This window comes from Massiliimalia timonensis (assembly GCF_900186585.1).
Lineage (GTDB): Bacteria > Bacillota > Clostridia > Oscillospirales > Ruminococcaceae > Massiliimalia > Massiliimalia timonensis.
The window spans coordinates 708,279-728,468 of the sequence record NZ_FYDD01000003.1; the positions used below are offsets into that span (position 1 = coordinate 708,279).

At 49.0% G+C, this 20,190-nt stretch carries 23 protein-coding genes and 1 riboswitch; of the genes, 20 read left to right on the plus strand and 3 right to left on the minus strand.

The window, feature by feature from the left end; translation table 11 throughout:
- The first annotated feature begins 26 nt into the window (after nt 1-26).
- The 20 genes from plsX to CIB36_RS05535 all read left to right on the plus strand — a co-directional run bounded on the left by plsX (nt 27) and on the right by CIB36_RS05535 (nt 18,763).
- Nucleotides 27-1,028 (plus strand): phosphate acyltransferase PlsX, encoded by a 1,002-nt coding sequence (gene plsX / locus CIB36_RS05440; protein ID WP_093988996.1) that lies wholly within the window; start codon nt 27-29, stop codon nt 1,026-1,028.
- A 22-nt stretch (nt 1,029-1,050) separates the two neighbouring features.
- The gene (gene rnc / locus CIB36_RS05445) at nt 1,051-1,731 is read left to right on the plus strand and encodes a ribonuclease III (protein WP_093988523.1); all 681 of its coding nucleotides are present in this window, start codon (nt 1,051-1,053) and stop codon (nt 1,729-1,731) included.
- The gene (locus tag CIB36_RS05450; RefSeq protein WP_093988524.1) at nt 1,721-2,722 is read left to right on the plus strand and encodes an elongator complex protein 3; all 1,002 of its coding nucleotides are present in this window, start codon (nt 1,721-1,723) and stop codon (nt 2,720-2,722) included. The genes rnc and CIB36_RS05450 overlap by 11 nt, the downstream gene beginning before the upstream one ends.
- A gap of 14 nt (nt 2,723-2,736) precedes the next feature.
- Nucleotides 2,737-6,315 (plus strand): chromosome segregation protein SMC, encoded by a 3,579-nt coding sequence (smc, locus tag CIB36_RS05455; protein ID WP_158662582.1) that lies wholly within the window; start codon nt 2,737-2,739, stop codon nt 6,313-6,315.
- Between the two features lie 17 nt (nt 6,316-6,332).
- Nucleotides 6,333-7,241 carry a signal recognition particle-docking protein FtsY gene (gene ftsY / locus CIB36_RS05460; protein WP_093988526.1) on the plus strand — a complete coding sequence of 303 codons (909 nt, stop codon included), beginning with the start codon at nt 6,333-6,335 and terminating at the stop codon, nt 7,239-7,241.
- 12 nt (nt 7,242-7,253) lie between these two features.
- The gene (gene rdgB / locus CIB36_RS05465; RefSeq protein WP_324612348.1) at nt 7,254-7,844 is read left to right on the plus strand and encodes an RdgB/HAM1 family non-canonical purine NTP pyrophosphatase; all 591 of its coding nucleotides are present in this window, start codon (nt 7,254-7,256) and stop codon (nt 7,842-7,844) included.
- Complete coding sequence (locus CIB36_RS05470; RefSeq protein ID WP_093988527.1) at nt 7,845-8,138, plus strand: YhbY family RNA-binding protein; 294 nt, start codon at nt 7,845-7,847, stop codon at nt 8,136-8,138.
- A 3-nt stretch (nt 8,139-8,141) separates the two neighbouring features.
- Nucleotides 8,142-8,759 (plus strand): nicotinate (nicotinamide) nucleotide adenylyltransferase, encoded by a 618-nt coding sequence (nadD, locus tag CIB36_RS05475; RefSeq protein ID WP_158662583.1) that lies wholly within the window; start codon nt 8,142-8,144, stop codon nt 8,757-8,759.
- Between the two features lie 3 nt (nt 8,760-8,762).
- On the plus strand, nt 8,763-9,341 hold the full coding sequence (gene yqeK / locus CIB36_RS05480) for a bis(5'-nucleosyl)-tetraphosphatase (symmetrical) YqeK (RefSeq protein ID WP_093988529.1): 579 nt from the start codon (nt 8,763-8,765) through the stop codon (nt 9,339-9,341).
- 6 nt (nt 9,342-9,347) lie between these two features.
- The gene (locus tag CIB36_RS05485; RefSeq protein WP_093988530.1) at nt 9,348-10,439 is read left to right on the plus strand and encodes an LCP family protein; all 1,092 of its coding nucleotides are present in this window, start codon (nt 9,348-9,350) and stop codon (nt 10,437-10,439) included.
- A gap of 13 nt (nt 10,440-10,452) precedes the next feature.
- The gene (gene rsfS / locus CIB36_RS05490; RefSeq protein WP_093988531.1) at nt 10,453-10,809 is read left to right on the plus strand and encodes a ribosome silencing factor; all 357 of its coding nucleotides are present in this window, start codon (nt 10,453-10,455) and stop codon (nt 10,807-10,809) included.
- A 42-nt stretch (nt 10,810-10,851) separates the two neighbouring features.
- Nucleotides 10,852-13,263 (plus strand): leucine--tRNA ligase, encoded by a 2,412-nt coding sequence (gene leuS / locus CIB36_RS05495; protein ID WP_093988532.1) that lies wholly within the window; start codon nt 10,852-10,854, stop codon nt 13,261-13,263.
- A 104-nt stretch (nt 13,264-13,367) separates the two neighbouring features.
- A complete protein-coding gene (rpsU, locus tag CIB36_RS05500) occupies nt 13,368-13,544 on the plus strand; it encodes a 30S ribosomal protein S21 (protein ID WP_077534497.1) in 177 nt (58 codons plus the stop codon).
- A gap of 147 nt (nt 13,545-13,691) precedes the next feature.
- Nucleotides 13,692-14,198 carry a YqeG family HAD IIIA-type phosphatase gene (locus CIB36_RS05505; RefSeq protein ID WP_158662584.1) on the plus strand — a complete coding sequence of 169 codons (507 nt, stop codon included), beginning with the start codon at nt 13,692-13,694 and terminating at the stop codon, nt 14,196-14,198.
- 7 nt (nt 14,199-14,205) lie between these two features.
- Nucleotides 14,206-15,078, plus strand: coding sequence for a TIM barrel protein (locus tag CIB36_RS05510; RefSeq protein WP_093988534.1), 873 nt, complete (start codon nt 14,206-14,208; stop codon nt 15,076-15,078).
- Nucleotides 15,079-15,093: 15 nt separating this feature from the next.
- The gene (gene aroQ / locus CIB36_RS05515; RefSeq protein WP_229408197.1) at nt 15,094-15,552 is read left to right on the plus strand and encodes a type II 3-dehydroquinate dehydratase; all 459 of its coding nucleotides are present in this window, start codon (nt 15,094-15,096) and stop codon (nt 15,550-15,552) included.
- 31 nt (nt 15,553-15,583) lie between these two features.
- The gene (locus CIB36_RS05520) at nt 15,584-16,654 is read left to right on the plus strand and encodes a M24 family metallopeptidase (RefSeq protein WP_093988535.1); all 1,071 of its coding nucleotides are present in this window, start codon (nt 15,584-15,586) and stop codon (nt 16,652-16,654) included.
- A gap of 141 nt (nt 16,655-16,795) precedes the next feature.
- A complete protein-coding gene (gene efp, locus CIB36_RS05525) occupies nt 16,796-17,353 on the plus strand; it encodes an elongation factor P (protein WP_093988536.1) in 558 nt (185 codons plus the stop codon).
- A 90-nt stretch (nt 17,354-17,443) separates the two neighbouring features.
- Entirely contained in the window at nt 17,444-17,896 is a 453-nt protein-coding gene (locus CIB36_RS05530) for a CD1247 N-terminal domain-containing protein (protein ID WP_229408198.1), read from the plus strand.
- 16 nt (nt 17,897-17,912) lie between these two features.
- Nucleotides 17,913-18,057: riboswitch (FMN riboswitch) on the plus strand.
- 127 nt (nt 18,058-18,184) lie between these two features.
- A complete protein-coding gene (locus CIB36_RS05535) occupies nt 18,185-18,763 on the plus strand; it encodes an ECF transporter S component (RefSeq protein WP_154824528.1) in 579 nt (192 codons plus the stop codon).
- A gap of 58 nt (nt 18,764-18,821) precedes the next feature.
- Here the strand turns inward: CIB36_RS05535 and CIB36_RS05540 are convergent, their stop codons facing one another.
- Genes CIB36_RS05540 through yabQ form a run of 3 tightly spaced genes read right to left on the minus strand, consistent with a single transcriptional unit; the run spans nt 18,822 to nt 20,172 of the window.
- The gene (locus CIB36_RS05540) at nt 18,822-19,337 is read right to left on the minus strand and encodes a S1 RNA-binding domain-containing protein (RefSeq protein ID WP_093988538.1); all 516 of its coding nucleotides are present in this window, start codon (nt 19,335-19,337) and stop codon (nt 18,822-18,824) included.
- A gap of 59 nt (nt 19,338-19,396) precedes the next feature.
- Complete coding sequence (locus CIB36_RS05545; RefSeq protein ID WP_093988539.1) at nt 19,397-19,693, minus strand: FtsB family cell division protein; 297 nt, start codon at nt 19,691-19,693, stop codon at nt 19,397-19,399.
- Nucleotides 19,663-20,172, minus strand: a complete 510-nt coding sequence (yabQ, locus tag CIB36_RS05550) for a spore cortex biosynthesis protein YabQ (protein ID WP_093988540.1) — start codon at nt 20,170-20,172, stop codon at nt 19,663-19,665. Before yabQ ends, CIB36_RS05545 begins: the two co-directional genes overlap by 31 nt.
- Between the last annotated feature and the right edge of the window lie 18 nt (nt 20,173-20,190).

Sequence of the window (20,190 nt, forward strand, 5' to 3'; positions counted from 1 at the left end):
TTTGGACCGATAAGGAGATGAATATCATGAAAGTTGTAGTAGATGGATTTGGCGGGGATAACGCTCCGCTGTCAGTACTTCAGGGAAGCGCGCTGGCCGTGAAAGAATACGGCGTTTCCATTATCATGACAGGCGATGAATCTGTGCTGAGAAAAACCGCGCAGGAGCATAATATTTCAGTGGAGGGGATCACCTTTCATCATACAGAAGATGTGATCGAGGTTTGCGACGACCCGACTTCGATCGTAAAGGAACACGCGCAGTCGTCTATGGCGGTCGCGATGAAACTGCTGGCAGACGGAGAGGCAGACGCTTTTGTCAGTGCCGGCAGTACGGGGGCGGTCGTTGTGGGGGCTTCCCTCATTGTCAAGCGTTTAAAAGGAATTAAGCGTGCTTCTATCGCTACAGTCATTCCCTCCCAGCAGGGATGCTTTTTGCTGGCGGATGCCGGGGCTAATTTGGAATGCCGGCCGGAAATGCTGACCCAATTCGCTATGATGGGCTCTATTTATATGAACCGGATCATTGGGGTGGAGAACCCGCGCATTGGACTGGTCAATGTAGGGGAAGAGGAGACCAAAGGCAGGGAACTGCAGCTTGAAACTTTCTCTATGCTGAAAGAATCCGGCATGAATTTTGTCGGGAATGTAGAAGCCAGGGATATTCCGCTTGGAAAAGCCGATGTAGTAGTTGCCGATGGGTTTACCGGGAATGTGATCTTAAAGCTGACTGAAGGTCTGGCGAAGTTTTTGATGGGCAACATCAAAGATATTTTCATGGGAAGCCTGGGCGGAAAGATGGCGGCCGCTTTGGTATTAAAGGATATGAAAAAGTTCAAGCAGAAAATGGACTACAAAGAATACGGCGGCGCCCCGCTTTTGGGTTCGGCGAAACCGGTGATCAAGGCGCATGGCAGCTCAGACGGGTACGCTTATAAAAACGCGATCCGCCAGGCATGCGATTTTGTAAAGCAGGATGTCAATGGGGAGATCGCCAAAGTACTAAGAGAACAGAAAGCAAAGGCATAAGCTGATAGGGAGGACGAGGAGCTTGGTGGATTTTGAAACACAGATTCAATATCATTATCACAAGAAAAGTTGGATGAATGAAGCGCTGACCCATCCGTCCTATGCCAACGAAGGAAGAAAGCATTTAAAGAATAACCAGCGGCTGGAATTTTTAGGGGATTCGGTCCTGTCCATTATCGTTGCGCAGCATTTGTTTGAGCATTACCGCCATTTGCCGGAGGGGGAGCTGACAAAGCTGAGAGCTTCTTTAGTGTGTGAAAAAAGCCTGCATCAGTTTGCCTTGCAGATCCATTTAGGGGATTATCTGGTGCTTGGAAAAGGGGAAGAAATGACCGGCGGCAGGGAACGTCCATCCATTTTAGCGGATGCGTTTGAGGCGGTGATCGCTTCCATCTACCTTGACAGCGGTCTGGAAGCGGCGCGCGATTTTGTACTGCGCTTTATCCCGCAAAAGCTGGATGTGAAAAAGATGACCTATGTCAGCGATTATAAGACCGCGCTTCAGGAAATTATCCAGAAAAACCGGGAAGAAAAAATCGAATATGTGCTGGTGGAAGAAAAGGGACCGGATCACAATAAGCTGTTTACAGTGGAAGTACACCTTAATTCCAATGTGATCGGTACCGGCACCGGCAGAAGCAAAAAACAGGCGGAGCAGGTTGCGGCCAAGGAAGCGCTGGCGCTGATGGGTTATGAAACATAGTAATATCTCGGTCTTTATCCCGCATATCGGCTGTAAAAACCGGTGCAGCTTTTGCAATCAGCATGTGATCTCCGGCGCACAGCATGCTCCTTCTCCGCAGGAAGTAGACAGGCTGCTGCGGGAAGCGCTTGCGGTACACCGCGGCGATCCCTTGAAAACAGAGATTGCCTTTTTCGGCGGCAGCTTTACCGCTGTCCCGTGGGCTTACCGGGCCACCTTATTGCAGACAGCGCAGCATTATCTGGAGGAATTTGGGTTAAAAGGGATCAGGATCTCTACCCGGCCGGATGCCATTACGCCGGAAATTCTTTCAGAACTGAAAGGGTACCGGGTCACCGCGATCGAATTGGGTGCACAAAGTATGGATGACAGCGTGCTGGAAATGAATCATCGAGGGCATACCGCCCGGCAGGTGCGCGCCGCCGCACAGATGATCCGACGGGAAAAGTTTGAACTGGGGCTTCAAATGATGGTCGGTTTATATGGGGCGACCGCGGCGTCAGACATAGCTTCTGCGCAGGAGCTGGCTGATCTGCATCCGGATACGGTGCGGATTTATCCCACGGTCATTTTGCCGGGAACGGAGCTGGAAAAACGATACCGGGCCGGGGAATATCCGGTGATGCCAATGGAAGAAGCGGTTGACTTGTGTGCAAAGCTGCTGCGGTTGTTTGAAGAGCGGTCTATCCCGGTAATAAAATTAGGGCTCCACGCCTCCGAACAGGTGGCACGGGAAATGGTTGCGGGAATTTATCATCCAGCGTTCCGGGAGCTTTGCGAAAGCAGGGTATACCGGGAACAGGCTGTTTCTGTGCGGGTTCCTAAAATGTTAAGTGAAATCACTTTACAGACAAACCCGACAGAACTTTCTAAAATGATAGGACAAAAGCGCGGCAATATTTTATGGTTAGAAAAGCATTGGGGCCGCCCGGTCAGGGTGACGGGGAACCCAGCTTTAAAAAAGTATGAGATCCAAGTAGCAGAAGAATAAAACGAGGTGGCAGTTTGGTATTAAAATCGTTGGAGATCCAGGGATTTAAGTCCTTTCCGGATAAAACAAAAATACAGTTTGGGCAGGGGTTAACAGCTGTTGTCGGCCCAAATGGAAGCGGGAAAAGCAATATCAGCGACGCCGTCCGCTGGGTAATGGGGGAACAGTCCACCAAAAACCTGCGCGGCTCCAAAATGGAAGACGTTATTTTTACCGGGACTAAGGCGAGAAGATCACAGGGCTTTGCAGAGGTATCACTGGTCATTGATAATTCTGACAAAACGCTGGAGATCGACAGCGACGAAGTGGTGATCACTCGGAAATATTACCGTTCCGGTGAAAGTGAATATATGATCAACCGCACAAACGTGCGCTTAAAGGACATTAACGAGTTGTTTATGGATACCGGCCTTGGGCGCGACGGGTATGCAATGGTAGGTCAGGGGCGGATCGCTGAGATCGTCCAGTCTAAAAGCGATGAGCGCCGCGAAATTTTTGAAGAGGCGGCAGGTATTTCCAAATACCGTTACCGCAAAAATGAAGCGGAGCGCAAGCTTTCCAGCGCAGAAGAAAATCTTCTGCGCCTGATGGATATTTTGTCCGAACTGGAGGAACGGGTAGAACCGCTGCGCCAGCAATCGGAAAAAGCAAGGCGTTTTTTAGAACTGTCCGAAGAGAAAAAGACGCTTGAAATTTCAGTTTGGGTGCAAAACCTATCCCGTGCAAACGCTTCGTTAAAGGACCAGCAGGACAAAATGCTGGCGCGGAGGATGGCGCAGGAGGAAATCGAACAGCAGGTCGAACAGATCGAAGCGCAGATCCAATCGGTTTACACACAGATGCAGCAGTGCTTGGTAGAGATCGACGAGCTGCGCAGAAAACGGGAGGAAACCGACCAGAAAGCAGCGGATTTGAACGCGCAGATCGCGGTGTGCCGCAATAACCTTACCCATAACGCGCAGAATCAAAGCCGAGTACAGGGTGAGATCGGCAATTTCGGCCATTCCGGCGAGGAACTGGCCGAGGAAACGAAAAGAAAAACAAATGCGCTGGAAAGCTTGTCGGCCGAATTATCACAAACAGATGGCCAGTTGAACGAAAAGGAGCAGGAGCTGCTTGACTTAAGCGAGCAGGCAGCCGAATTTTCTGAAGCCGCCCAACAATTGGGACAGGAAGTCAACGGGCTACTGGTGGAGCAATCCCAAAACCAGTTGCATATCCTGCAAGGCCAGGGACAGTTGGAGGAAGCACAGCGGCGCCTTTTTGAAAACTATCAGACTATCACCGGCAAAGAGAACGATCTTTCCGCCAGCAAACAGGAGCTTTTGGAAGCGCTGTCCCTGATGAAAAATCTGGACGAGCGTACAGAATCACTGAAAAATGCTTTGGGCGGTTATCAGCTAAAGCTGTCTAGCCGGGAAAAGCGTTGTTCGGAAGCGGCGCAGAAGGTGAACCAACTGGAACTTCAGGTAAAAGAAAAGCAGCAAAACGCCAAATTGCTGGAAGATTTGGAACGCAATATGGAAGGCTTTGCTTTCAGCGTCAAGGCAGTGCTGCGGCAGGGAAAGCACGGGATACTGAGCGGGATTTTGGGGACGGTTTCCCAGCTGCTAAACGTGCAGAAGGAATATTCTACTGCGATTGAAGTAGCCTTGGGCGGGATGCTGCAAAACATCGTGGTGGAAACAGAACAGAATGCAAAAAGTGCGATCCATTTCCTAAAACAGGAGAACGCGGGTCGGGCTACGTTTCTGCCGCTGACTTCTATAAAGGGGAGCCGCTTGAACACCGCTTCCTTTGAGGAAACAGATGGCTTTATCTCTTTGGCAAGCGACCTTGTCCAGTTCGAACCCCGTTATCAGGGGATCGTGGATTCTATGCTGGGCAGGATCGTCATTGTGGAGGATCTGGATACGGCGGTTTTGATCGCGCGGAAAAACGGATATAAGTTTAAAATTGTAACGCTGGACGGGCAGGTCGTCAATGCGGGCGGTTCCATGTCCGGCGGCTCGTTAAAGGGACGTTCCCAGGGCATTTTGAGCCGTAAGACCGAGATCGAGAAGCTGCGTGCACAGGCGCAGGAACTGGAGGGCAAAATTTTTACTGCCTCTAAGGATCTACAGGCATTGGAACAGGAAAAGAACGGCTTGCAGGCGAAGATGACGGCCATTCAAAGCGAATTGCAGACAGTTCACGAAGACCGAATCCGGGCGGAGGGTGAGGAAAAGCGCCTGAGCCTGCTGCTGGAGCAGGAAGAAGCTTTGCTGGCTTCTATGAAAGAAGAACAGCAGGACCTTGAAAACCGGATCCGGCAAATGCAGGAACAGCTTTCCATATGGAAAGAGCGTTCCGGACAGATCGAACAGGAGCTTTCTGACGCCCGTCAGAAGTTAGCTGGGATGCAGGGCGAGCACAGCGATGCGGACGAGGCGAGAAAACGCCTTTCCGAATCCTTGCAGGGTCTGCGGTTAAAACGGCTGGAACTGCAAAAGGATATAGAGTCCACTAAAAACAGCCTTGCGGAATTAAACCTGCGCGACCAGGCGGCACAGCAGCAGTTGGAAGAGTTAAAACGCCAGTTGGAAGATTACCGCAGGGAGGATTCCCAAATTCGAGAACAGATCGCGATGCTGGAGCAGGAAACGGATGACTGCAAAAATCAGGGCGAAGCACTGGAACAGCAGGTAGCTGAACAGATGCAGCACAGGAATGTTCTGGAAGGGGAAACCACCAAGCTAAGGCAGGAGGAACGTACCGTTTCCGCACAGAAGGAATCGGTGGTACAAGATATTGCCCGGCTGGAAGAACGGGTCGCCACGGTGCAGAAAGAGTACGACAGCATCATCAATAAGCTGTGGGAGGAATACCAGCTTACCAAAAGCGAAGCGGACCAGTCCGCCGAGCCGATCGAGGATCTGGCAGGGGCGGAACGGGAACTGCAGTCCCTGCGTGGGAAGATCCGTGCTTTGGGAAGCGTGAATGTGGCGGCGATCGAAGAATACAAAGAGGTTTCCGAACGCTATGAATTTTTGAGCGGGCAGTTGAAGGACGTTGAGAAATCGAAAGCGGAACTGACCCGTTTGATCGGGGAACTGACCGGAAAGATGCAGGAGATCTTCGATTCCAGCTTCCACCAGATCAACCGTCATTTCCAGCGTATTTTTGTGGAATTGTTCGGCGGCGGGCGCGCAGAATTAAAGCTGACCGACCCGGAGCATGTATTGGAATCTGGGATTGAGATCTTTGTAGAACCGCCGGGAAAGATCATCAAAAACCTAAGCTTGCTGTCCGGCGGCGAGCAGGCATTTGTAGCGATCGCGATCTATTTTGCTATTTTAAAAGTACGTCCGGCGCCGTTTTGTATCTTGGACGAGATCGAAGCCGCATTGGATGACGTTAACGTCAGCAAATACGCGGAGTATCTCCGCCTGATGAGCGACAACACGCAGTTTATCATGATCACCCACCGGCGCGGCACCATGGAAGAGGCGGATGTCTTGTACGGAGTCACCATGCAGGAGGAGGGTGTTTCAAAACTCTTGCGGCTGGATGTCAGCGAGGTGGAGCAAAAGCTTGGAAAGCTGGAAGCATAAAGGAGGGAATCAATCGAATGGGATTGTTTGATAAAATTAAAAATGGCTTGAAAAAGACCAAGGATAATATGGTCAAGCAGGTGGAAACCCTGCTGAACTCCTTCACAAAAATTGATGAGGAATTTTTTGAAGAACTGGAAGAAACGCTTATCATGTCCGATGTCGGCGTTGCAACATCGGTAAAGATCTGTGATCTGCTGCGTGAAAAGATCAAGGAAACAGGAGCGACCGACCCGGCACAGATCAAAGGCATGATGAAAGAGATCATCAGCGGAATGCTGACCGGGGGTGAAGCGCTGAATATCTCCACCAAGCCGTCGATCATTTTGGTGATCGGGGTAAACGGCGTTGGGAAGACTACCACTATTGGAAAACTGGCCGCAAACTTAAAAGCAGAGGGGAAAAAGGTATTGCTGGGCGCAGCGGACACGTTCCGTGCCGCCGCGATCGAACAGCTTGAAATTTGGAGCGATCGCGCCGGGGTGGAGCTGATCAAACACAAAGAGGGTGCGGATCCTGCGGCTGTCGTATTTGACGCGATCAGTGCAGGAAAGGCGCGCGGCTGCGATGTGATCATCTGCGATACCGCCGGGCGGCTGCACAACAAAAAGAACCTGATGGACGAGCTTGCCAAAATTTCCCGCGTGATCGACCGGGAAATGGAGGGCTGTGACAAGGAAGTATTGCTGGTGCTGGACGCTACCACCGGGCAGAACGCTGTCAGCCAGGCAAAACAGTTTCAGGAAGCCGCCGGCATTACCGGGATCGTGCTGACAAAGCTTGACGGTACTGCGCGCGGCGGGATCGTGATTGCGATCAAGGATGAGCTGGGACTACCGGTGAAATATATTGGGGTCGGGGAGCAGATCGACGATCTTCAGCCGTTTGACCCACAGGACTTTGCGAACGCGCTTTTTGACGATTAAGGAGAACGAAAGATGATAAAATTAGTAGCGGCGACCAAAAATGCGCATAAACTCATTGAATTCCGGCGGATCCTAGAGCCGTTGGGATATGAAGTGCTGTCCCAGGCGGATGTGGACACCGATATTGACGTAGAGGAAACCGGCACGACCTTTGCCGAAAATGCAGCTTTAAAAGCAGAAGCGATTTTCCGCGCAACCGGCCTTGCGACCATTGCGGATGACTCTGGGCTGGAGGTCGATTTCCTGGACGGCGCACCGGGGATCTATTCCGCGCGGTTTGGCGGCCCTGGTTTGATAGACCGTGACAAATGCCTGCTGATCTTAAAAAAGATGGAAGGAGTCCCAAAAGAGAAACGGAGTGCGCGCTTTGTTTCTGCGATCCATTTGATTTTAGGCGAAACTGACCGCAGAAGTTATTTAGGAACCTGCGAGGGATTTATCGGCGATAAGATGGTCGGGGAAAACGGGTTTGGTTACGACCCGATCTTCATGGTAAACGATACCGACAGTTTTGCGACCCTGAGCGGGGAAGAAAAGGACAGGCTCAGTCACAGGGGCAGGGCTTTAAAGATGATGGAAGAAGACTTGAAAGGAACGAAATAAATGCTGACAAGTAAACAACGGGCAACCTTGCGGGGATATGCCAACCAGATGGAAACGATTTTGCAGATCGGGAAAAGCGGGGTAACCGACACTGTGGTGATGCAGGTAGAGGACGCATTGAAAGCGCGGGAAATGATAAAAATGCGGGTTTTGGAAAACTCTTTGCTTACTGCAAAGGAAGCGGCGGTTGAATTGGCTGAACAGACCGGCGCCGACGTGGTGCAGGTGATCGGCACCCGTTTTGTGCTTTTTAAACGCAACCCCAAAGAACCGATCTACGATCTGGGAAAATAAATGATGAAACAGAAAGTGGCTGTATTTGGCGGCACCTTTAATCCGATCCACCTGGGGCATCTGCATCTTTGCGCGGAATGCCAGCGGGAGTATCAGTTTCAAAAGATCATTCTAATGCCGGATAACCTTCCGCCTCATAAGCAGGTTCAGCAGCTTGCCACTGCCCAGCAGCGCCTTGACATGTGCAGGCTGGCGGCAGAGGACATCCCCTTTTTGGAGGTCAGCGATCTGGAGCTGCGGTTAAAAGGGGTCAGCTATACTGTGCAGACCCTGCGCAAGCTGACCCAAAATTTCCCGGAAGTGGAATGGCACTGGATCATAGGCAGCGACATGCTTTATACTTTTCACCAATGGTACCGGTATGAGGAGATCCTTTCCATGGCAAAGGTGGTTGCCGGGGCCCGGGAACAGGCGGAATATGACAAGATGCTTTCTTACCGGGAACAGCTGGGACCTTTGAAAAACAGGGTCGAGATCATCCGGCTTGCGGCAAAGCCGCTTTCGTCCACGCAGGTGCGAAAAGCGCTGGAAACGGGAGAACCGGTTGTACGGGATTACCTGCCTGAGCAGGTGTTTTCCTATATTCGAGAGCACGGGCTGTATCAGGGAAAGGGGAAATAACGGGTGTCGGAACAAAAACTGATGAAATTGGTAGAACAGCGGTTGTCCGCCAAACGGGCGCATCATGTGATATGTGTTTGGGAACAAGCGTTAAAAATGGCGGCCCGGTTTGGCGAAGACCCTAAAAAAACGGGAACTGCCGCCCTGCTTCATGATATTACCAAAGAAGTCCCGCTGGATGAGCAGTTGAAAATGCTTCAGAAGTTTGGTATAATAAATGATAATGTCATTTTAAAAAGTCCAAGCCTTTACCATGCGATTACCGGGGCGTTGTACGCAGAACGGGAACTGGGAATTACCGATGCGGATATTTTGGCTGCTGTCCGTTACCACACAACGGCCCGGGCAGGGATGTCCCGGCTGGAGCAGATCATCTATCTGGCGGATGCTGTGTCCGCCGACCGGACCTATAAGCAGGTGGAAAAATTTCGCAGGCTTGCCATGGAGGATCTGGACCTGTGTATGCTGGAAATGCTCAAACACAGCATCCGTTATCTGGTGAAGGATGAATGTCTGCTTCCGGCAGATACATTACAGGCCTACAATCAATATTGTGAGATGGATCATCAGAAAGGGCGGTAGGATACGATGTCCCGGCAGAGAACAGCTGATAAAAATCAGAAGAAAAAGCGCGTCATTGTGATCCTTTCAATTTTTATTGTTTTGCTGGGGATCATTGCGGCAGTCTGCGTATATGCATTTCAGGTTAATTTGATGAAAGATGATACGGTCAAATCGCCCGATGGAAAAATCGAGGATCAGTATAATACGCCGAGTAAAATCAAGGATAAAATGGCAAATTTTTTGGTGTTGGGGATCTCCAACGATCCTGAACTGAGAAGCGACGATAATATGACAGATACCATTATGGTCGTTTCCTGCGATTTTGAAGCCCAAAAGATCAATATTTTGCAGATACCGCGCGATTCTTACATAGGCTATGAGACCAATACCGGAAAAATAAACGCCATTTATGGGCAAAGTCCAGAAAAGTGGGAGTATGCCGGCTTAGACGGTTTGGCAAAAATGATCCATGAAACATTCGGCATTACGATCGACCATTATGCAACGCTTCAGATGGACGGATTTGCCAAAATCGTGGACAGTATCGGCGGCGTAACAATGGACGTGCCGAAGGACATGGAGCTGGATGGGCTTTCTATTTCTGCTGGCAGGCAGACCTTGACTGGAGAGCAGGCCATTGCAGTCGTCCGGGTAAGGAAAGCTTATGTAAATGCCGACTTAGGACGGCTTGACACCCAAAAGCTGTTTATGGCCGCTTTGGCTGAAAAATGCCTGAAGTTAAGCGTGGCAGATATGGCGAAGCTGATTACGCCAGTCATGGAATCAGTGACGACTGACTTAAGCATTGCTGATGCGCTGGAGTATTACAAGCTGGTTCAAGGCATGGACATGAATCAAATTTCTGTGGTGTCTGTTCCTGGAACGGGGTTGTATACCAATGAAACAAAGATCGGGAAACAGGCTGTTTACAGTGTTGATAAACAGCGGACAGCCGAGCTTTTAAACCAATATTTCCGCCCCTATGAGGAAGCAGTGCCCGCGGAGTCGCTGGGGATCATCGAGTTGACGGAATATCCATCCGAGGAAAATCATATAAGTACCTTTGACCAGCTGAACGGAGCAGAGCAGTCTGTTGCGTCGGACTCAGGGGAATAAAGGAGAGGGATCTATGACGTCTTTTGAATTAACAAAAGATATTGTAAAAATTTTAGACCAGAAAAAAGCAGATGATATTCAGGTGATCAAGGTCAACGATTTGACGATCATTGCCGATTATTTTGTCATTGCGTCTACTACCAACTCGACCCATGTAAAGGCATTGGTAGACGAGGTGGAATTTCAGCTGAAAGAGCGCGGGACCGCACCGCGGCAGCTGGAAGGGTATCAGTATGCGAATTGGATCATCATGGATTACGGCGATGTGATCGTTCATGTTTTTCACGAGGAGACCAGAAATTTTTATTCTCTGGAACGCTTGTGGTCTGACGGCGAGCTTCTTAATGTCAGCAGTTTATTAGATGCGTAAATCCGACTTGAGCGGATCAAATAAAAACAGGAGTGGTAAAGAGTGAAATATGATTTTGCGGCCATTGAAAAAAAATGGCAGGACGTGTGGGACAGGGAAAATACCTTTGCTGCACAAAATGACTACACGAAGCCGAAATATTATGCGCTGGTAGAGTTTCCGTATCCGTCAGGGCAGGGACTGCATGTAGGGCATCCGCGCTCTTATACGGCGCTGGACATTGTGGCGCGGAAAAAAAGGCTGGAAGGATATAATGTGCTGTATCCGATGGGTTGGGATGCATTTGGCCTTCCAACAGAAAACTTTGCGATCAAAAACCACATTCATCCGGAAATCGTAACGGCGAAAAATGTGGCGCGCTTTAAATCCCAGTTAAAATCATTGGGGCTGTCTTTTGACTGGAACCGTGAGATCAATACGACCGATCCGGCTTATTATAAATGGACTCAGTGGATCTTTTTACAACTGTTTAAAAAGGGACTGGCTTATAAAAGTGAAATGGCGGTAAACTGGTGCACCTCCTGTAAATGCGTATTGGCAAATGAAGAAGTTGTCAACGGCGTTTGCGAACGCTGCGGCAGTGAAGTTGTTCGGAAGGTAAAAAGCCAGTGGATGCTCAAGATCACCGAGTATGCACAGCGCTTGATCGATGATCTGGATCTGCCGGACATCAATTATATCGACCGTGTAAAGATCTCCCAGAAAAACTGGATCGGGCGTTCTACCGGTGCGGAAGTCGATTTTGGGACAACGCAGGGCGATGTGCTGAAAATCTACACTACCCGTCCGGATACATTATTCGGTGCGACTTATATGGTCATTTCACCGGAACATCCGTATATTGAAAAATGGGTTGATGCGATCGAAAACCTTGCTGATGTTCGTGCATATCAGGAAGAAGCGGCGAAAAAATCCGATTTTGAGCGTACTGAACTGGTGAAAGATAAAACCGGGGTGGAACTCAAGGGCGTGAAGGGGATCAATCCGGTCAATGGGAAAGAGATCCCGATCTTTATTTCCGACTATGTACTGATGGGGTACGGCACCGGCGCGATCATGGCAGTACCGGCACACGACACCCGCGACTATGATTTTGCAAAAGCGTTTGACCTGCCGATCATTGAAGTGGTTGCAGGGGGCGATGTTGAAAAAGAAGCCTTTACCGACTGTGCGACTGGAGTGATGGTAAATTCCGATTTCCTGACCGGGCTTTCGGTAGAAGAGGCAAAGGTCAAGATCATTGACTGGCTGAAAGAAAACGGAAAGGGCGAGCCAAAGGTAAACTTTAAGCTGCGCGACTGGGTATTCTCCAGACAGCGCTACTGGGGCGAACCGATCCCGTTGGTTTACTGCGAAAAATGCGGTTGGGTACCGGTACCGGAAGAAGAGCTTCCGCTGCGCCTGCCGGAGGTGGATTCTTACGAGCCGACCGACGACGGACAATCCCCGCTGGCTAAGATGACTGATTGGGTCAACACTACCTGCCCGCACTGCGGCGCTCCGGCAAAACGGGAAACAGATACCATGCCTCAGTGGGCGGGGTCTTCCTGGTATTTTATGCGCTACTGCGACCCGCACAATGACGAGGCGCTGGCTTCACAAGAAGCTTTGAATTACTGGCTGCCGGTCGACTGGTACAACGGCGGGATGGAGCATACCACCCTGCACCTGCTGTACTCCCGTTTCTGGCACAAGTTCTTGTATGACATCGGGGTAGTGTCCTGCCCGGAGCCGTACGCAAAACGGACCAGCCACGGCATGATTCTGGGCGAAAACGGGGAAAAGATGAGTAAATCCCGTGGAAATGTCGTCAACCCGGATGATATCATTTCCGAGTACGGTGCGGATACCATGCGCCTGTATGAAATGTTTATCGGCGATTTTGAAAAGTCTGCGCCGTGGAATACTGCCAGCATCAAGGGCTGCAAACGGTTTCTGGAGCGGATCTGGAACCTGCAGGACATTTTGACAGACGGCGATAGCTACCGTCCGGAGCTGGAAAGTGCGTTCCACAAGACCGTGAAAAAGGTGAGCGAGGATATTGAAGCTTTGAAGTTCAACACGGCGATCGCTGCGATGATGGCGCTGTTAAACGAAGTCAGCGATACGGGTTCTATCAACCGCGCGGAACTGAAAACGATGCTTGTTTTGCTCAATCCTTTTGCGCCGCATCTGACCGAGGAGATCTATGAGGCGCAGGGCTATGAGGGACGTTTGTCTGCACAGCCTTGGGCAGTTTATGAAGAAGCGAAATGCAAAGACGATACGGTTGAAATCGTAGTGCAGGTAAACGGAAAGATCCGTACAAAATTGACAGTTGCGGCAGATATTGCAAAAGCTGACGCGTTTGCACTGGCAAAAGCTGACGAACGGGTCAAGGCTGCGGTCGAGGGGAAAAATTTGGTCAAAGAAATTTTTGTTCCTGGAAAACTGGTAAATTTTGTAGTAAAATAATCAAAAATAAGCTTGACAACTGGCTGGGAGACATTGTATAATACTATATGTTGCAATATTAGATTGTAAACCTCTGCCAGTAGGGCAAAGGGAGGGAATTGAAAGTGTCAGAAGTACGTGTAAAAGATAACGAGTCTTTGGACAGTGCTCTCAGAAGATTTAAAAGATCTTGCGCAAAAGCGGGCGTTTTGGCTGAAGTACGCAAAAGAGAACACTATGAAAAACCTTCTGTAAAGCGTAAAAAGAAATCAGAAGCTGCACGCAAACGCAAATTTAGATAAGTTTACGGGTTGCGTAACATGGGGATTAGGTCTGTTGGGTGTTTTTACCCCAGTGATGTAGTCCCGGACAAGTGTATCTACTAAGAAGAAAAGCGAGCAGTTTTGCTCGCTTTTTCATTTATTTTTTATGAAGGAGCGAATGGGAATTTGTCGATTTTTACCCCGGACCTGTACCTCCACAGGATCACCGACCTAACGCCGCAGCGGCTGGCACAGCACCATATCCGCGGCATTATTTTAGATGTGGACAACACCTTGACCCACCACGGAAGCCAGGAAGTGACGCAGGAAATTTTGGATTGGCTGGCGCTGATGAAACATCATGGATTAAAGCTGACGATTGCGTCCAATAACTATGATAAAAGGATACGCCCCTTTGCCAAAAAGCTAGGACTTGATTATATCGCAATGAGCTGTAAACCAATGACTATTGCTTTTACCAAAGCCTGCAAGCGGTTTCAATTACCGCCCGGACAGGTGGCTTTGGTGGGAGATCAGGTATATACGGATATATTGGGCGGAAACTTAAAAGGGCTGTTCACCGTTTTGGTACAGCCGTTTGAATTGGAAACAGGGTGGTTATTCCGTGCAAAAAGGAAGTTAGAACAGCGCCACCTGCGCCATTGCAGAATAGAGGAACAGGAAAAGGAGTAGGTTTCGTTTGAGTGCATTATTTGGACCGGCGGGAAATTCGCAGAGTTTTCAGGAAATGGGTTATAAAAAGACCATCCAGGTGCCGGAATACTTGAACCGTATGGGATTAGACATTTACGAATACCAGTGCGGGCATGGCGTGCGGATCTCTGAAAAAGCAGCGCAGGAATTCGGGCAGGAAGCAAAAGAAAAGGGGATCCTGTTGTCTGTCCATTCCCCGTATTATATTTCGCTTTCCAGCGTGGAAGAGGAAAAGCGGGAGAAAGGCATTGATTATATTATCCAGACAGCTCAGGCGGCGCATGCAATGGGGGCTGACCGCATCGTGATCCATTCCGGCTCCTGTGCGAAAATAAGCCGGGAGGAGGCGCTTTCCTTGGCGGGAGATACCCTGCTGCGTGCCCAGAAAAAATTAGATGAGCTTGGTATGGAGGAAATTCATTTGTGTCCGGAAACGATGGGGAAGTTTAACCAGCTTGGGGATTTTGGCGAGGTAATGGCACTGTGCCGTTTAGAAGACCGCTTTATCCCGTGCATTGACTTTGGGCACCTTAATGCAAGAACGCTGGGACAGATAAACAGTACCGATGCGTTTCAGCAGCTTTTAACAACCATGGAGCAAGTGCTTGGAACAGAACGGGCACACCATTTTCACGCCCATTTTTCCAAGATCGAATATACAGAAAAGGGCGGGGAAAAACGCCATCTGACCTTTGAGGATACCCTATATGGTCCAGAATTTGAGCCTTTAGGCGAACTTTTAGCCAAAGGGAATTATTCTCCAAGGATCATCTGTGAATCGGCAGGAACGCAGGCGGAGGATGCCAGACAAATGAAAGAACTGTACCAAAATGCTGTGGGCAAAGCAGAGAATCAATAAAGGAGTGACCGCTTTATGATGATCAGCCGGAATTTGGGCCTGAAAAAGAAGATATTGGTGATCCACGGGCCGAATGTCAACATGCTGGGGGAACGGGAAACCGGGATCTACGGCAAGGAAACCTTTGAGAGCATCAACCGCCAAATCGAAGAATACGCGGCTTCGCTGGGGCTGGAATGTGAGATCTACCACTCGAATCTGGAGGGGGAGCTGATCACCAAGATCCAACAGGCGAAAGGTGTTTTTGATGGGATCGCGATCAATGCTGGGGCATATACTCATTATAGTATCGCGTTAAGGGATGCGATCTCTGCGGTGCGTATCCCAACAGTTGAGGTGCACATGAGCAATATCTATAACCGTGAGGAGTTTCGCCAGACTTCTATGCTGGCAGGCGTTTGCGTGGGCCAGATCTCGGGTTTTGGAAAATACAGCTATTTCCTTGCCCTGAACGGGCTGTCCCAGATGCTTTGAGTTCGTAAAAAGAAAAGAGTTGTGATATAAAATGAATCGGTTGCAGGAACTAAGTACACGTTGTTTCCCGGGAAAAGCAGACGCGCTGATCATCACCGCGCCGGTGAACCGTCAGTACTTGCTGGGATTTCATTCGTCAGCGGGCACACTGGTGTTTTTACCGGAAAAGTGGTACTTTATCATTGATTTCCGCTATTTTGAAAAGGCACAGCAGCAGGTGACCGGCTGTGAACTGATTTTGCAGGATAAGCTGTATGACCAGATCAATGAGATCTTATCGGCACATCAGGTAAAGACCGTAGGACTGGAGGATGATTCCGTCACTTTATCGGAGCTTTCTGTGTACCGGAAACGCCTTCAGGCGGAGGTAGTGGCTGGAAGCGGCATGAGCCAGCAGATCGCCGAAATGCGGCTGGTAAAATCTGCGCAGGAGATCGAACAGGTAGCGCTTGCGCAGAAGATGAGCGAACAGGCCTTTTTAGAGATGTTAAAAGTGATCCGTCCGGGAATGACGGAAAAGGAAGTGGCCTTAGAACTGGAATACCGCATGAAAAAACAGGGAGCGGATGGGATTTCCTTTGATACTATTGCGGTGGCTGGGAAAAATTCCTCCCTGCCGCACGGTGAGCCGGGGGATTACCGGCTGGAAAACGGGGATTTCCTCACGATGGATTTTGGCGCGCTGGTCCATGGTTATCACGCGGATATGACCCGCACGATCGGGATCGGGGAAGTTTCTGAAAAGCAGAAAAAAGTCTATCACACTGTATTGGAGGCCCAGCGCCTGGCATTTGAGCAGATACGTCCGGGGCGGGTGTGCTCTGAGATAGACAGTGCCGCGCGTGAATATATTGATTCCTGCGGCTATCAAGGGTGCTTTGGCCATGGGCTTGGACACGGGGTAGGGCTTGAGATCCACGAGGAGCCGCGTTTTTCCCCGTTATGTGATGCCGTCCTGCGGGATGGGATGATCCTGTCTGTGGAGCCGGGGCTCTATCTGCCCGGGGAATTTGGGGTGCGGATCGAAGATTTAGTAGTGATCGAGAAAGATGGTTTTCGCAATTTGAACACCAGCCCAAAGGAATTGATCTGCCTTTCTTAGCGGATTTGGAAAAATTTGATTGTTTGCGCCCTTTTTTCAAATTAGGGCTTGAAAAAAACGCCGAGATACGGTAAACTAATAGTGATATAGGATGGAAGAAATGTGGAGAAACATTGATTCTAAAATAGTTGGAGGTACAATATGATTTCAGCAGGCGAATTTAGAAATGGTGTCACTTTTGACGATAACGGAAACGTATTTCAAATTATTGAATTCCAGCATGTAAAACCGGGAAAAGGCGCGGCATTTGTCCGTACCAAATTGAGAAACGTGTTGACCGGCTCTGTTACCGACAGAACCTTTAACCCGACCGATAAATTCCCGAAAGCGTTTATTGAACGCAAAGACATGGAATATTCTTATCAGGACGATACTTTGTATTACTTTATGGACATGGAGACCTATGAACTGATTCCGATCAACGCAGACCAGCTGGGTGACGCGTTCAAATTTGTAAAGGAAAACATGGTATGTAAGGTCCTGTCTTACAAGGGTACGATTTTTGGGGTTGAACCACCGAACTTTGTAGAGCTGCAAGTGACCCAGACTGACCCGGGCTTTAAAGGTGATACCGCAACCAACGCTACAAAGCCGGCTGTTTTGGAAACTGGTGCAGAAATTAAAGTTCCGCTGTTCATTGAAGAAGGCGAAATGATCCGGATCGATACCCGTACTGGCGAATACATGGAAAGAGCATAAGCGTTTCCTGTTTTGATATAGCAGCAGAAGCAGGGAAAAACCATCATACGCCGCATAAAAACGTGCGGCAGATAAGGGGTAGGTAAGAAGATGGATAAAATGGATGTAGCAAGAAAAGCAGCCTATTTACAGGGCCTTGCAAAGGGTCTTGGAATAGATGATTCCACCAAAGAGGGGAAACTTTTGCTGGCGCTTGTCGATGCGTTCGGCGATCTGGCGGAAGAGGTTTCTGACATGGAGGATGCTTGGTCTGAACTGGATGAAGCGATCGACGTGTTGGATGACGATCTTCAGACCTTGGAAGAGGATTTCTACAGCTTTGATGAGGCCGAAGATGACGATGATTGTGATTGCGGCTGCTGTGACGAGGAAGAGGAGCTTTATGAAGTGACCTGCCCTCAATGCGGCGAAACCGTTTATCTGGATCCGGAAATGTTAGAAGAGGGCGAAATGAACTGCCCGAACTGCAACGAATTGCTGGAGTTCATCAAACCAGAGGAATTGGATGAGATCCTTGCAGAAGAAGAGGATCAGAAAGACTAATTTTAGTACTGAATAAAGTCTGTTTCAGGGCGGAGTGAGATTCTCCACCGGCGGTAATGGGAGTTTTCCTTAGTCCGCGAGCAGAACAGCTTTTTATAAGCTGTAGCAGATCCGGTGTGATTCCGGAACCGACGGTATAGTCCGGATGAAAGAAACATTGCTTTGTAGCTGGTATTATTTTACTTGGATGCAGATGCAAAGGAACCGCCCTTGACAAATTTTGTCAAGGGCGGTTTTATTCACCCCAGACAGACCTTCAGAATAAATCATTTTTTGGAGGTAGAAAACATGAACACATCAATGGACAAAACACGTTTTATTACAGTGGTTGGAATGCTCAGCGCACTGGCAACGGTACTGTATTATCTGGGAGAAGTCCCCATGCCGTTCGCCGCAAACTTAAAGATCGGCTTTTCTGACCTGCCCGCTTTGATCGGTGGGATCATCATGGGGCCGGCAGCAGGGGTCACGGTTGAGATCGTGAAAAACATCCTGCACCTGTTTCGGACTGATACAGTAGGGATCGGGGAAATTTGCAACTGTGCAGTAGGGATCGGCATGGTACTGCCGTTTTCACTGCTGTTCCGGAAACTGCGGGAAAAGCATAGCATCTACGTTGCATATCTGTTTGGTTCTTTGGTCAGTCTTGTGGGGATCGTGGTATCCGGGCTTGTTATCAATGCTCTGATGTATCCGATTTATATGATGCTGATCGGGGGAGCGATCGAATCCGCCACTGTCTTTTTTGTCTATCTTGGAGGTACCGCGGTCACCAATGTGATCAAGTGGGTAGTCACATTGGTACCGATAGCATTGATTGTAAAGCCTTTATTAAAGATACGCTGGACGGTACGCCAAAAAGCATAATGAAAATACAAACCCCGGATATGGAATATTCCATATCCGGGGTCATTATGTTGTCATATTATTTGGGGCGGCGCTGTCCAGCGCGGCGGTTGACTTCACGGGAACGCTTCATGTCAGAGATCTTTTCATCACTGCTTTGCATAAACTTGCTCAGCATATCCTCAAATGAAGCAGGTCCCTTTGGCGCAGGGCGTTGGTAAGCCGGCTGCATGGGCCCGCGGCTGTTATGATTGTGATTATTATAGCCGCCGTTTCTGTCGCCGGAAGGCCTGTTATTGTTAAACCGGGGACGGTTCCCGTTGTTATTTTGCGGCCTATCCTTTGAAAATTCCCGCTGCTGCGGCATCGCTTTTTTGATGGACAAACTGATTTTTTTGTCATCGTTGATCGCTAACACTTTCACTTTGACGGTTTGACCCACTTGAAGGTGCTCTGAAATGTCATTGACATAAGTCGGCGCAACTTCGGAAATATGTACCATGCCAACCTCGCCGGTTTCCAGTTCGACGAACGCTCCAAATTTGGTAATGCCAGTTACTTTGCCCTCTACGATTTTACCTACCTCAAGCTGCATAAATGAATTATTTCCTCCTGTATATTTCACTGTTCCGTTGTGGGGGATCAGTTTGATGACTAATTTCCAGAGATGTCTACATAGACACGTTCATCAGGCGAAATCAGACCAAGCTTTTCCTTGGCTACTTTGATGATATACTCGGCATCAGCACCATTGTCAATTAGTTCCTGTAATTCCTTATTGATCGTTTTTGTGTCTACTATCTGTGCCTGAAGTTCAAGCGTTTCCTGATGCTTTTCTTTAATATCGTTGCCAATGACGATCAAAGAAATCACAACATAGACAGTAAAAACCAGAAGGGCAACTGCAACAACAATAGCTTTTATACCTTTGGCTTTCCTTTTCGTTGCCATAAAAATCCCCTTCCTTTTTTGGTATCATTTTTTTTATTATACACTATCCGGGAAGGCTTTTTCAAGAGGGAAAGCGGTTTTTCACAAATATTTTTTTTCTTCTGCTTCCAATGCGGAATTTTTTTCTGAATAAAGCTCCAAAAACGGGAAAATAAGCGTTTAACAGGACGAAATAGGAACCGTAAAAAACGTTTGATCAAGCGGATAACGCGGCAGATCGCCCAAAAGACGATACGGCTGATTGACTGGAAATAAAGCCATGCGCCCAATCCCTCCCCAATAACAAGGTAAAGACGTAACTGGCCTTTGTTGACGCCCACCCAAAATACTAGTGTACAAAGGGTGACGATCCCAAAAAAGAGAAGGTCCTGAATAAAGGTGGCAGTTTTTTTACAGGGGACGATCTCCCGAAATACCCGAAAGCAATCATATATCATCCCCAGCAATACTCCCAGCAGGCAGGCCTGCAAAAATATCATATCTGTTCCAACTTTCCT